Source organism: Nocardia sp. NPDC059180 (genome assembly GCF_042754945.1).
Lineage (GTDB): Bacteria > Actinomycetota > Actinomycetes > Mycobacteriales > Mycobacteriaceae > Nocardia.
This window is the reverse complement of sequence record NZ_JBHZBU010000002.1, coordinates 797,960-810,199: the sequence shown is the minus strand read 5'-3', so window position 1 is coordinate 810,199 and position 12,240 is coordinate 797,960. Positions and strand designations below refer to the sequence as shown.

General features: G+C 67.7%; 12 protein-coding genes and 1 pseudogene. 8 read left to right on the top strand and 5 right to left on the bottom strand.

Annotated features, from left to right (window positions below):
- Positions 1-377: 377 nt before the first annotated feature.
- The 3 genes from pdxS (at position 378) to ACFXNW_RS09755 (ending at position 3,057) form a co-directional block, all read left to right on the top strand.
- Positions 378-1,316, top strand: coding sequence for a pyridoxal 5'-phosphate synthase lyase subunit PdxS (gene pdxS / locus ACFXNW_RS09765; protein ID WP_379417211.1), 939 nt, complete (start codon positions 378-380; stop codon positions 1,314-1,316).
- A gap of 201 nt (positions 1,317-1,517) precedes the next feature.
- The gene (locus ACFXNW_RS09760) at positions 1,518-1,991 is read left to right on the top strand and encodes a hypothetical protein (protein WP_379417210.1); all 474 of its coding nucleotides are present in this window, start codon (positions 1,518-1,520) and stop codon (positions 1,989-1,991) included.
- A 244-nt stretch (positions 1,992-2,235) separates the two neighbouring features.
- Positions 2,236-3,057, top strand: a complete 822-nt coding sequence (locus ACFXNW_RS09755; RefSeq protein WP_280468251.1) for an acyl-CoA thioesterase II — start codon at positions 2,236-2,238, stop codon at positions 3,055-3,057.
- A 16-nt stretch (positions 3,058-3,073) separates the two neighbouring features.
- Here the strand turns inward: ACFXNW_RS09755 and ACFXNW_RS09750 are convergent, their stop codons facing one another.
- Entirely contained in the window at positions 3,074-4,867 is a 1,794-nt protein-coding gene (locus ACFXNW_RS09750; protein ID WP_379417209.1) for an APC family permease, read from the bottom strand.
- A 106-nt stretch (positions 4,868-4,973) separates the two neighbouring features.
- On the opposite strand from ACFXNW_RS09750, the gene pdxT reads away from it, so the two are divergent.
- Entirely contained in the window at positions 4,974-5,627 is a 654-nt protein-coding gene (pdxT, locus tag ACFXNW_RS09745) for a pyridoxal 5'-phosphate synthase glutaminase subunit PdxT (RefSeq protein WP_379417208.1), read from the top strand.
- A 118-nt stretch (positions 5,628-5,745) separates the two neighbouring features.
- Positions 5,746-6,498 (top strand): YebC/PmpR family DNA-binding transcriptional regulator, encoded by a 753-nt coding sequence (locus tag ACFXNW_RS09740; RefSeq protein WP_379417207.1) that lies wholly within the window; start codon positions 5,746-5,748, stop codon positions 6,496-6,498.
- A 188-nt stretch (positions 6,499-6,686) separates the two neighbouring features.
- On the opposite strand, the gene ACFXNW_RS09735 is transcribed toward ACFXNW_RS09740, so the two are convergent.
- The 3 genes from ACFXNW_RS09735 to ACFXNW_RS09725 all read right to left on the bottom strand — a co-directional run bounded on the left by ACFXNW_RS09735 (position 6,687) and on the right by ACFXNW_RS09725 (position 7,864).
- Entirely contained in the window at positions 6,687-7,190 is a 504-nt protein-coding gene (locus ACFXNW_RS09735) for an SRPBCC family protein (protein ID WP_379417206.1), read from the bottom strand.
- Positions 7,187-7,546, bottom strand: a complete 360-nt coding sequence (locus ACFXNW_RS09730; RefSeq protein ID WP_379417205.1) for a metalloregulator ArsR/SmtB family transcription factor — start codon at positions 7,544-7,546, stop codon at positions 7,187-7,189. The genes ACFXNW_RS09735 and ACFXNW_RS09730 overlap by 4 nt, the downstream gene beginning before the upstream one ends.
- A gap of 111 nt (positions 7,547-7,657) precedes the next feature.
- The gene (locus tag ACFXNW_RS09725; protein ID WP_379417204.1) at positions 7,658-7,864 is read right to left on the bottom strand and encodes a DUF5988 family protein; all 207 of its coding nucleotides are present in this window, start codon (positions 7,862-7,864) and stop codon (positions 7,658-7,660) included.
- Positions 7,865-8,010: 146 nt separating this feature from the next.
- On the opposite strand from ACFXNW_RS09725, the gene ACFXNW_RS09720 reads away from it, so the two are divergent.
- The 3 genes and pseudogenes from ACFXNW_RS09720 (at position 8,011) to ACFXNW_RS09710 (ending at position 10,152) form a co-directional block, all read left to right on the top strand.
- Positions 8,011-8,523, top strand: coding sequence for an O-acetyl-ADP-ribose deacetylase (locus ACFXNW_RS09720; protein WP_379417203.1), 513 nt, complete (start codon positions 8,011-8,013; stop codon positions 8,521-8,523).
- Between the two features lie 245 nt (positions 8,524-8,768).
- Positions 8,769-9,659, top strand: a pseudogene (locus ACFXNW_RS09715) (3-hydroxyacyl-CoA dehydrogenase); the annotation flags it as partial.
- 10 nt (positions 9,660-9,669) lie between these two features.
- On the top strand, positions 9,670-10,152 hold the full coding sequence (locus tag ACFXNW_RS09710; protein WP_379417202.1) for an LOG family protein: 483 nt from the start codon (positions 9,670-9,672) through the stop codon (positions 10,150-10,152).
- Between the two features lie 61 nt (positions 10,153-10,213).
- Here the strand turns inward: ACFXNW_RS09710 and ACFXNW_RS09705 are convergent, their stop codons facing one another.
- Positions 10,214-12,103 (bottom strand): VWA domain-containing protein, encoded by a 1,890-nt coding sequence (locus ACFXNW_RS09705; RefSeq protein ID WP_379417201.1) that lies wholly within the window; start codon positions 12,101-12,103, stop codon positions 10,214-10,216.
- Between the last annotated feature and the right edge of the window lie 137 nt (positions 12,104-12,240).

Below are 12,240 nucleotides of genomic sequence, written 5' to 3'. Positions count from 1 at the left end.
CACCGTCGTGTTACCGTCGATGCGGTTTGACCGGCCGAGCGAGGGTCGACTCGGTGGGTGGAGGTGAGTAGTACGTGTCGTACATCCTGTTCGATTTCCTGATGCCGATCATCGGCCCCGCCGCTGCGGAGTATTGGGCGACGTTGCTGGTGATCAACCCGATCTGATCCGGCGCAGGTAGTTCGCCGGGCCCGCGGAAGCCGCATCGGGCCCGGCGAATTCGACTCCACCGACCGGCCACGATCGGTCCAGTCCGGCCAGAGGCCGGCGAACGTGCTGGTCGCGGCAAGGCCAGTCGTCTCCAACTGGCTATCAATGGCACTTCGGGGCACGCCTAGAATCGTGTCGTTCTACCGCTGACGACCCCATAGGCGCACATGACACAGGAGTTTGCCGTGACCACGCCCGAGACCACCCAGACCACCGAGGCGACCCGCGAGGCGGGTACCGCGCGCGTGAAGCGCGGTATGGCCGAAATGCTCAAGGGCGGGGTGATCATGGACGTCGTCACCCCGGACCAGGCCAAGATCGCCGAGGACGCGGGCGCAGTCGCTGTCATGGCGCTCGAGCGCGTGCCCGCCGATATCCGCGCCCAGGGCGGCGTGTCCCGGATGAGCGATCCGGACATGATCGACGGCATCATCGCCGCGGTGTCGATCCCGGTGATGGCCAAGGCCCGCATCGGCCACTTCGTGGAGGCGCAGATCCTGCAGAGCCTCGGCGTCGACTACATCGACGAGTCCGAAGTGCTGACCCCCGCCGACTACACCAACCACATCGAGAAGTGGAACTTCACCGTTCCGTTCGTCTGTGGCGCCACCAACCTCGGTGAGGCCCTTCGCCGCATCACCGAGGGCGCGGCCATGATCCGCTCCAAGGGTGAGGCCGGTACCGGCGACGTCTCCAACGCCACCACCCACATGCGTCAGATCCGCCAGGAGATCCGCAAGCTGGCGTCGCTGCCCGCCGATGAGCTCTACGTCGCCGCCAAAGAGCTGCAGGCGCCCTATGAGCTGGTCCGTGAGGTTGCCGAAACCGGCAAGCTGCCGGTCGTGCTGTTCACCGCGGGCGGTATCGCGACCCCGGCCGACGCCGCGATGATGATGCAGCTCGGCGCCGAGGGCGTGTTCGTCGGCTCCGGCATCTTCAAGTCCGGCAACCCGGCCCAGCGTGCCGCCGCCATTGTCAAGGCCACCACCTTCTACGACGATGCCGACGTGCTGGCCAAGGTGTCGCGTGGCCTTGGCGAGGCCATGGTCGGCATCAATGTCGAGGACATCGCGCAGCCGCACCGCCTGGCCGAACGCGGCTGGTGAGCCTGCGCCCGCGATAGGGCGAGCGGATGTGCGCGGAGCGGGTGCCACAGGCACCCGCTCCGATGCGTTTCGCGGTCCCGAGCCCGTGCCGCAACGTGGTCGGCAGTAGCCGAGCTCAGCGCCGAATTCTGCATTGTCGTGGTACTTTCCGAATCTCAGCGAACCCGGTCTAGGAGTTCCGCGACACAGGGGAACGTGCAGATGAACCTTCACAGGACCGGCAGTCTCGCGACCGCCTGCCTGGCCGTGGCCGTGACGCTCGGCCCAGCTGCCACGGCTGCAGCCGACAACGAGCATCCGCCGCTGCCGTCCGCGAAAGCCCTGCAAGACCAGCTGAGCACCGGCCTCGATCCGGTGGCTCGGGTGTGGGCGTGGATCCACCCGGTCCGCAACGAGCACAAGCTCGCGTTCGTCCAGGGCGCACAGGCCGATCCGGAGCTGCCGTATCGGCTGGCGCAGACGGTACATGAAGCCGGGGCGCGGGTCCGCGTCGTCGAGGTGGACCCGGACCCCTTCGGTGACGCCGTCTACGCGAAGGTCGACATCACCCTCAACGGCGAGGCCAGCCCGGCCGAAATTCCGTTCGTGGTCGAGGACGGCACGTGGAAGGTTCAGCTGACCTGGGCCTGCACCATGCTGTCGATACTCGGTGAGCAGTCGCCCGCCTGCGCCTGAACTCGTTATCGCAGTCGCGCGCACCTGGTCCGCCCCGGCCACGCGCGACCTGCCTGGGGTCGAGGCCGATGTGACCGCCGTCATCCCGGTACGCCCGTGCTGCGCCCCCTGCCGGACCGACCCCGCCTGCGTGCGAACATAGAGATCCCGTCGGGGACCGGCCGGTACGAAAGTTGCCGTCCGATCGCCCGCACGGTTGCGCAGTACTCACACGACCGGCCAGTGGCGCGGAGAGGCGGAGAAGTTGGCGACCATCGAAGAAGCGCTGGAGATCGATCGGCTCGAGCGAGACATCTTTCGGGGAGCCTCGCCCAAGACCCAGCTACGGCGAACCTTCGGCGGTCAGGTCGCAGGCCAGGCCCTGGTCTCGGCGGTGCGCACGGTGGACCCACGGTTCCAGGTGCATTCGCTGCACGGCTACTTCCTGCGGCCGGGCAACCCCGATCAGCCGACGGTGTACCTCGTCGAACGTATCCGTGACGGACGCTCCTTCTGCACCCGCCGGGTGACCGGGGTTCAGGACGGTGCCGCGATCTTCACCATGTCGGCGTCGTTCCATGTCGGTGACGAAGGCCCGTCCCATCAGGACGAGATGCCGGTGGTGCAGGCGCCCGACGAGCTGCCCGATGCGAAGACCACCATGAGCCCCGAGCGACTGTGGGCCATGCGGGAATGGGAGCACTGGGACATCCGCCCGGTCCCGCAGGAGTCGGTCACCCAGCGGCCGGGAGTGGTTTCCCCGCAGCAGGTGTGGTTCCGCTACCGGCACCCGCTGCCCGACGACCCGCTGTTCCACGTGTGCACCCTCGCGTACATGAGCGATATGACGCTGCTGGGTTCGTCGAAGGTCACCCACCCCGACGAGCCCACCCAGGACGCCTCGCTCGACCACGCCATGTGGTTCCTGCGCCCGTTCCGCGCCGACGACTGGCTGCTCTACGACCAGTCCTCGCCGTCGGCGGGCTTCGGCCGCGCTCTCACCGGCGGCAAGATCTTCAACCGCGCAGGCGAACTGGTCGCCTCCGTTGTTCAGGAAGGGCTGATCCGCACGCCGCGCGAGAAGTAAGCACGACGCGCGGGCCTCAGACCGCCTGGACCCGGAGATGACACACGATGGTGTCGCTCATCCGTCGCAGTGTGCGTTCGAGTTCGTCGCTGCGATGGCTGGGTAGCACCCGATCCCAGCCGGTGGGCGGATCCACCTCGGCCACGACCACGATCTTGCGCCGATCCGGGAAGGTCTGGCGCAGATAGTGGGCGACCGGGCCTGCGACGGTCGCGTCGTGGTCGGGGAGCAGGACCAGCGGAACCTCGGGATGCCAGTTCTCCCAGGCGGCGGTGAACTCCTCGGCGCGTTCGTCGTCCAGGCAGACGTGCACCGCCACCACCTCGCTCCCCAGCGACAGCGCCGCCGACAATGCCTCACAAGTGAGCCCGGATACCTCCGCCGCAGGAACCACGACGACGGCGTCCCGCCCTCGCGGTGCGGGCGGCACGGCGTCCGCGCGACGCTGGGCGCCGATGAGTCGATAGGCGCGTCGCACCCGCCGCATCCCGAAGACCAGCGCGGCCAGCACGACAATGATCAGCCACGCGCCCTCCTGGAATTTCACGGCCATGGTGACGACGGCCGCCGCGCCGGTCGCCGCGGCACCGAATCCATTGAGCGCCAACCGCAGCCGGCGACGTGGGGCGTGCGGTGTCGCCCACCAGTGGCGCACCATGCCGGCCTGGGCGAGGGTGAACCCGACGAACACGCCGATCGCGAACAGCGGCACCAGCGCGTTCATGTTTCCGCTGGATCCGATCAGCAGCACCGCCGCGCAGATCCCGAGAGCGAGCACACCGTGCCGGTACACCCGTCGCGGCGAATTCACGGCGAACCGGTGCGGCAGGCAGTTGTCGTCGGCCAGCAGCCGAGCCAAGGTCGGCAGTCCGCCATACGAGGTGTTGGCCGCCAGCGCCAGCAGCACCACGGTGGCGAATTGCACGATGTAGTAGCCGACTCCGTGGCCGAGCGCCGCCTCGGTCAACTGCGACAGCACCGTGGTGCCCGCGACGGGGTGCAGGGCGAATTTCTCGATCAGCAGGGCGAGTCCGATGAGCATCGTGCCGAGCAGCGCTCCCAGCGCCACCTCGGCGCGCTGCGCCCGGCGGATACCGGGCGAGCGGAAGTCCGGCACCGCGTTGGCGATAGCCTCCACGCCGGTCAGCGCCGCGCATCCGCTGGAGAAGGCCTTGAGCAGCAACAGGACTCCGACCGTCTGCACATCCGTCACCGCGGCCGCGCCCGTGGTGACGCTCGCCGGCTCCGCACGCAGCAGCCCCGCGACGATCACGGTGCAGATGCCGGCCACGAACACGATCGTCGGCACCATGAACGCACGTGCGCTGTGGGTGATACCAAGCAGATTCACCGCCGTGATGCCGATCAGCACCGCAAGGCACAGCCACACCGTGTAGTTGTGCAGCGCCGGGAACGCCGAAGTCAGCGCCGCCACACCGGCCGCGATGGACACCGCGACATTCAGCACGTAGTCCACGATCAGCGAGGCCGCCGCCACCAGCGCCGCGCGATCGCCCAGCTGTGCCTTGGCCACCGCATAGGCGCCGCCACCGTTGGGGAACGCCGCGATGACCTGGCGGTAGGAGGCGATCAGCACCGCGAGCAGCGCGGTGATCGCCAGGGTGACCGGCAGCGTCATCCCGAGTCCGGCCGAGCCCGCCGCGGCGAGCACCAGCACGATGGCCTCGGGGCCGTAGGAAACCGACGCCATCGCGTCCAGTGAGAGCCCGGACAAGCCCGTCGGGACGGTCAGTCCTCGGCGTGCGGCGGATACGTCCCCGGGCCCCGGTGACGGCAACACAGTAGTCATGTCAGCGAGTGTCGGCCCGTGCGCGACGATCATCGGCGGGGCTTGACGCAATGTTGACGGCGACCGTGAGCAGGCCCACAGCGCGACGCCTCGTAAGCTCTGCGGGGTGAACGGTTCAGCGGTCGCCGCGCCCGCGGCGCAGACCTCCGCGCGCGAGAGCGCCCAGCCTGCCATCGGTGTGCTGGCCCTGCAGGGTGATGTGCGCGAACATGTGTCGGCGCTGGAGCGCTGCGGTGCGCGTCCGGTGCTGGTGCGCCGGGTCGAGGAGCTCGCGGCCGTCGACGGGCTGGTGCTGCCCGGTGGGGAATCCACCGCCATCAGCAAACTGCTCGAGGTGTTCGAGCTGCTGGAACCGTTGCGCGCCCGGCTGCGTGACGGGCTGCCCGCCTTCGGGTCGTGCGCGGGCATGATCTTGCTCGCCGACGAGGTGCTCGACACCCGCCCGGATGCCAAGCATCTGTCCGGAATCGATATGACAGTGCGGCGCAATGCTTTCGGCCGTCAGGTCGATTCCTTCGAAACCGATCTCGAGTTCGCCGGGCTCGACGATGGACCGGTCCGCGCGGTGTTCATCCGGGCACCATGGGTCGAGCGGGTGGGTGAGGGCGTCGAGGTGCTGGCACGGGTGCCGAGCGGTCCGGCCGCGGGCAGGATCGTCGCCGTGCGTCAGCGCAATGTCCTCGCGACGTCGTTCCATCCTGAAGTCACCGGCGATCTGCGGGTGCACCGAATGTTCGTCGATCTGGTTCGCGCGAGCTGATCAGGGCCCGCCAGGCCACACGCCGCACCCCTGCCGAGTAGGCTGATCGAGTTGTCCGCCCGGCGCAGCCGGTACCGTAGACGACCACACATGCCATCGACCTGAAGGAAGTAGGGGAATGAGCGGCCACTCCAAATGGGCCACCACCAAGCACAAGAAGGCGGCGATCGACGCGAAGCGCGGCAAGCTCTTCGCCAAGTTGATCAAGAACATCGAGGTGGCGGCCCGGACGGGTGGCGGTGACCCGGAGGGCAACCCGACCCTGTTCGACGCCATCCAGAAGGCGAAGAAGTCGTCGGTCCCCAACGACAACATCGAGCGTGCCCGCAAGCGAGGTGGCGGCGAGGAAGCCGGCGGCGCCGACTGGCAGACCATCATGTACGAGGGCTACGGCCCCAATGGTGTCGCCGTGCTGATCGAATGCCTCACCGACAACCGCAACCGCGCCGCAGGTGAGGTGCGTGTCGCGATGACCCGCAACGGCGGCAATATGGCCGACCCGGGTTCGGTGTCGTACCTGTTCCACCGCAAGGGCGTCGTCATGCTGGACAAGAACGGCCTGTCCGAGGACGACGTGCTGATGGCGGTCCTGGACGCGGGCGCCGAAGAGGTCAACGATCTCGGTGAAGCCTTCGAGATCATCAGCGAGCCCGGCGACCTGATCGCGGTGCGTTCGGCGCTGCAGTCCGCCGGTATCGACTACGACTCCGCCGAGTCCGGCTTCCAGCCCTCGGTCAGTGTCGCGGTCGACGCCGACGGCGCGCGCAAGGTCTTCAAACTGGTCGACGCCCTCGAAGACAGCGACGACGTGCAGAACGTTTACACCAACGTCGACGTCTCCGACGAGGTCCTCGCTGAACTGGACGACTGACCCGGCCATTCGACGACTCGTCGGCGACTGGAGTCTCGAGGCCCCCGCACTGGTGCGCGCACCGATGCGGGGGCTTTCTGTGTCGAGGCAGCGGGCGCCGTCCCTCGAGTTGACGAGCGACACTGAACGGCCAAGGCAGATGCGGCAGCGGGTGATGCCCTCGGCGTCAGCGGATGAACCGTGACGGTTCAGCCGGTCTGCAGTTCGTAGTGCTCCTTCATCGCCGGGTAATAGTCGTCGAAATCGGGGCGGTCGGTGCCGGCGCGGGCGGCGCCGAGCATGTCGAGGTAGAACTCCCAGCCCGGTCCGACCTGCGGAGCCTGAGCAATCTCGTCCTCGGTGCGCAGGTGGTGGGTGAATCGCAGTTCGGTGGTGCCGTCTGTTTCGGTGAGCTCCACGTCCAGGAACCAGGATCCGGCCTCGTCCTCGGCGGAGACGCCGAGGTGGCGGGGCGGCTCGCAGGCGTCGATGCGCATATCCATCCATGGCTCGTCGTCTTCGAACGCCATCTGCACCTTGATGGTCTTACCGGCGCCCGCCTCGCCCTCCCAGGGGCCGAACCAGCGCGCGGTGCGGTCGGATTCGGTGATACTGGCCCACACGTCCTCGATCGGGGCGCGGTAGATGCGGGTCAACACCAGGTCCCGGCCGGTCGGCGCGGGAAACAGTCGTCCGGTGGGTCGGGGGGTCATGCGGTGTTCTCCTTTGTCGTCGCGTGGTCCGCGGTGCGGCGTTCGCGCCTGGTGCGGTAGACCTCGGTGTCGAGTGCGTCGAGGTGGCGTTCCCAGGTGGCCGACTGGGTGAATGCGGTCAGCCAGTCGGTGAGGGCGCCGAAGGGCGCGGTGTCGAGCCGGTAATAGCGCTGTCTGCCGACGAGTTTGTCGTGTACCAGGCCGCTGTCGCGCAGGACGCGCAGATGTCTGCTGATCGCGGGCCTGCTGATGGTGAAGTGTCCGGCGATCTCACCGGCGGTGAGCCGGGTACCGCGCAGCATCTCCAGGATTTCCCGGCGTACCGGATCGGCGATCGCGCCCGCCACCTCGTCCACGGAGAAAGTGTAACCATGTGGTTACGCATTTGTCCATCGATGGAGTTCGTGAAACGGCGGGAGAGTGGCGACGGCCCGATCAGTGCCGCCGCCTACAGGGATCGTGCGGGATCACTCCGCGATTTCGGTGCGGTCGCTCCAGGCGTAGACCGGCAGTCGACCTTCGGGTGTGTCCTGCTCCCGTCCGGTGGTCTTGAAGTGTTCGTAGCCACCTTTGAACTGGATCTTCAGCTCGTACCCGGGCGGGGTGATCGGCACGATACGTTCGGGCAGGTCCTGCGGCCCGCCCTCGAGGACAGCCTTGGCGCCAATGCTCATACTCGGATGGTAGAAGCGCGCGCGCTCCGAATGCGGGACATTCGCCACCGGTGTGCGCATCGGTTTGCCAACGATATGCCCGGCGGTGCCCGGATTCGCCGCGGAAAACGGTGGCGACGTCACGGTATGCCGGTGAGAATCGAGGAATGGTCGAGCTGCTGTTCGTGCGCGGAGACATCACCGAACAGGAGGTGGACGCGGTGGTCAACGCCGCGAATTCGTCGCTGCTCGGTGGTGGGGGAGTCGACGGTGCCATTCACCGTCGTGGCGGGCCCGAAGTCCTGGCCGAATGCCGCAAACTCCGCGCCTCCCAATATGGCAAGGGCTTGCCGACGGGCCAGGCGGTGGCCACAACGGCGGGAAACCTCCCGGCCCGCTGGGTCATCCACACCGTGGGACCGGTGTGGTCGGCCGGTGACGACCGCTCCGCCCTGCTGGCCTCCTGCTACCGCGAATCACTTCGGGTCGCCGATGAACTGGGTGCGGACACCGTCGCGTTTCCAGCGATCTCGACCGGCATCTTCGGCTGGCCGATCGACGACGGTGCCCGCATTGCCATCGAAACGGTCACCCACACCAGCACTTCGGTACGCGAGGCTCGCTTCGTCCTGTTCGATGAACGCGCCCACGCCGCCTTCGCTGCCCACGCGCCGGACTGACCGGACTCACCTCCGCGGCGCCCGACTCACCGCGCCGATCAGCACTGCCGCGCCGGCGCGTCCACTGCGACGGCGGCGGTCGATGGCGGGGGCAGCGGCGGCAACAGCAGAACCAGCGCGAGGGCTTAGTGCCTGCGCCGCGGCCTCTGGGTGGCTGGTCGACGCCGTTGGGCCCTGCCTAGTACCGTGCTGGGGGATCGGCTTTTTCGTTCGGGACTTCATCATCGGCGCCCGCATCGGGTGTCCGGTATCCGCCAGGGAGAGGCAGGGCTATGACCACAACGATCGGCAAGGTCACCGTGCTCGGCACGGGCGTGCTCGGCTCGCAGATCGCATTCCAGACCGCCTACAGCGGCTTCGACGTGGTCGCCTACGACATCGACGACGCGGCCGTGGAGAAGGCGGCGTCCCGGTTCGACGGTTTGGTGCAGACCTATCGGGACGAGGTGGCCGGTGCGGCCGACGGCAAGGCCGAGGACGGGCGGGCGAGGATCCGGCTCACCGCCGACCTCGCCGACGCGGTGCGCGAAGCCGATCTGGTCATCGAGGCGATCCCCGAGGTGCTGAAGATCAAGATCGACACCTATACCGAGCTCGGCAAGCTGGCCCCGCAGTCGACGATCTTCGCCACCAACTCCTCCACCCTGCTGCCCAGCGATATGAAGGACGCGACCGGCCGCCCGGACCGATTCCTCGCCCTGCACTTCGCCAATCGGGTGTGGACGTTCAACACCGCCGAGGTGATGGGTACCGCCGACACCGATCCGCAAGTGTTTCGCACGGTGGTGCAGTTCGCGAAGGACATCGGCATGGTGCCGATCGAACTGCACAAGGAAAAGGCCGGCTACGTACTGAACTCATTGCTGGTGCCGTTCCTGAACGCGGCGGGCGAGCTGGTCGCCGATGGTTACGCCGACCCCGAGACCGTCGACAAGACCTGGAAGATCGCCACCGGCGCACCTATGGGCCCGCTGCAGATCTTCGACATCGTCGGCCTCACCACCGCGTACAACATCTCCGCCCACGGCGACGAGGCCGCTCAGCGATTCGCCGCGTACCTGAAGGAGAACTACATCGACAAGGGCAAACTCGGCATAGCCACCGGGGAAGGGTTCTACAAATATCCGAGCAAGTAGCCGCAGGCCCGTGCAGGTAGCCGTCTGCGGCCCCAGCGCCTGCACCGACATCGACACCGCGAATGCGCGGACGGTCGGGCGGCTGCTCGGCGAGGCCGGGGCGACCGTGTTGTGCGGTGGCGGCACCGGGGTCATGGCCGCGGTGGCCGAAGGCGCTTCGCGCGCTGGTGGATTGGTGATCGGCGTGCGCCCCGACACCGACCGTGGTGGCACGTGCGCGGGCCTGTCGGCGGTGCTCTATACGAACATGGGCGAGGCACGCAACGCGATCCTGGTGCGCTCGGCCGACGCTGTCATCGTCATCGGCGGATCGTGGGGCACGCTGTCGGAATTGGCACTGGCCCGGCACCGTGCGACCGTCCCGGTCGTGTCCCTCGGCGGTTGGCGGGTCGTGGATGCCGACGGCGCGCCGTTGAACATCGGGATGATCGCCGACGATCCTGCCGAGGCCGTGGAATTGGCCCTCGCGCGGAGATCGCCCGGACGGCGGTGAGTACACGGCATGGACATACCTCCGCGCGCGGTGAGCAAGCACGCCGAGCGCCTGCCTCGACTCAGTGCGTCCTACGTCGACGGATCAGTGCGACGAGAATGCCGGCTGCGGCCACGACGCACACGCCGAGCGCACTCGCGACCCACACCACCGGCGGCACTCCGTCACCATCTCCGGACTCGCCCGCGGCGACGGTCTGGTCACCACCGGGGCGATCGACCGGCTTGTCGTTGCCGAAGGTTTCGCCTGCGGCTTCCCGGTATTGGGGTCCGGGCTCCGGGTCGCCGGTGACATCGAGTTCCAGCTCGATCGGTACCCCTGCGGCCCGCTCATTCCCGGCCGACGGGCTCAGCTTCACCGCGATGTAGTACCAACCGGCCACCGCCTGTTTTGCGATGGCGCCGTCACGGACATCACGATTCAGGTATCGGACCGGCGCGGTCGCCAGCGCGGGATCGTTCGTCGGCAGGATCTTCTCGTGCCCCCCGTAGGAGGTGGTGTCGGAGTCGATTTCCTCGCGAGAGGGCGCATAGAGCGTGGTGGCGATATTGGAGATGTTCTCGGATCCGCGCCCCGGTGTCTCGGCGAAACGCACTCGGTAGGCCAGGGCCTGACCCCAATCCAGTTTCACCCGGTAGAAAACGAACTCACCGCGCTGCAAAGTATCGGTGTACCGGCCGGATTCGGGCAGCGTGGCCGCGACGTTGAACGATCCACCGCCGGTTACCGGCACCATCGGGCCGTCCGGTGCGGTGAAGGTGACCGGGGCCGGTTCGGCGGCCTCCCCGGGATCGGTTACCGCGGGCTCGATACCGACCGAAACCTCGACCGGCAGTTGGGCTGGTGCGTTATCGGCGACATGGGCCCATTCCAGGGTGAAGTAGTACCGGCCGCCACCGGTGCATTTGGCGGTGCTCGGGCTGTCCGACTCCGGCTGTGTCGCACCGTCCCACACCGTGCCGACCGTCAGTGCGACACCATCGGCAGATCGAGTGGCCAACTCGTTCTCGTAGGCGTGGCAGTCGTGTCCGTCGGTGCCGAACACCCGCAGATCGAGACGGTTGTTCGCGGACACGGCCTCGCCGCCGCGCGGGAACGAAACGGTGCCACTGAAATACGCTGTCGCGCCCTCGGGGACATCCACCGCGTAGAAGCGCTGCTTCTTCTGCCCGAGCACATCCAGATACTGGCCGGGCTCGGCGACCGGCGCGTCTCGGTAACCGTCGGTCCCTTCGATCGGGGTGCCCACCGCGGAGTAGTTGCGCAACGCGGTGGCGCTGACCCGGGGCAGCACCTGTCCGAGGGTCTTGCCGTCGACCGCGTCGGTGTAAGTGCCGCCTGTGCTCTGCGCGATGCAGGTCAGCTGGGCGCGGGAGGGATCGTCGACGCCGAAACCGATGGCGTGCACGACGAGATCGGTGCCCTGTGCCTCGAGCTCACGGGCGACCTCACACGGATCGGGCGGCATGCAGGTGTCCAGACCGTCGGATACCAGCACGATCGACTTCGGGCCGTCCTTCGGCAACGCATCGTTCGCCGTGCGCAGCGATGTGCCGATCGGGGTGTAGCCGCGCGGAGCGATCTGATCGACCGCAGAGGTCAGTGCGGATTTATCGATGGTCTCGGCGGGTTGCAGTACTCGGACATCGCGGCAGCCCGCGTCTTTCTCCGCATCCGAGTTCCCTGTCTCGGTGCCATACACCGTCAGGCCGACTGTGGATGCGTCCGGCGCTGAGGCGACGAAGGTCCGCACGGCGGTCTTGGCGGCGTCCATCTTGGTCCCGCCGCTGGGATCGGCCGCGAGCATCGAGCCCGACGCGTCGAGCACGAGCATCGTGGGCGCGTACTGCGGCTGCTGCGGGGATGGCTGGGCGAAGGCGGGTGTGGCAACGGAAACCAGGCCGATCACCCCGGCCGCCACCGCGCCGATGACCTTTGTCGATAGCGACACGCTGACACAACTCCAATCACTGCATTCACTGCTGTCGCATGTCAGGACATGCGGCGCACGGGACCCTACGTCACCCCAGAGGTTGCGGCCAGGTGTGGGAATCGCTGAGCGCGCCCGGCGCCGTCGCGATATGGCGG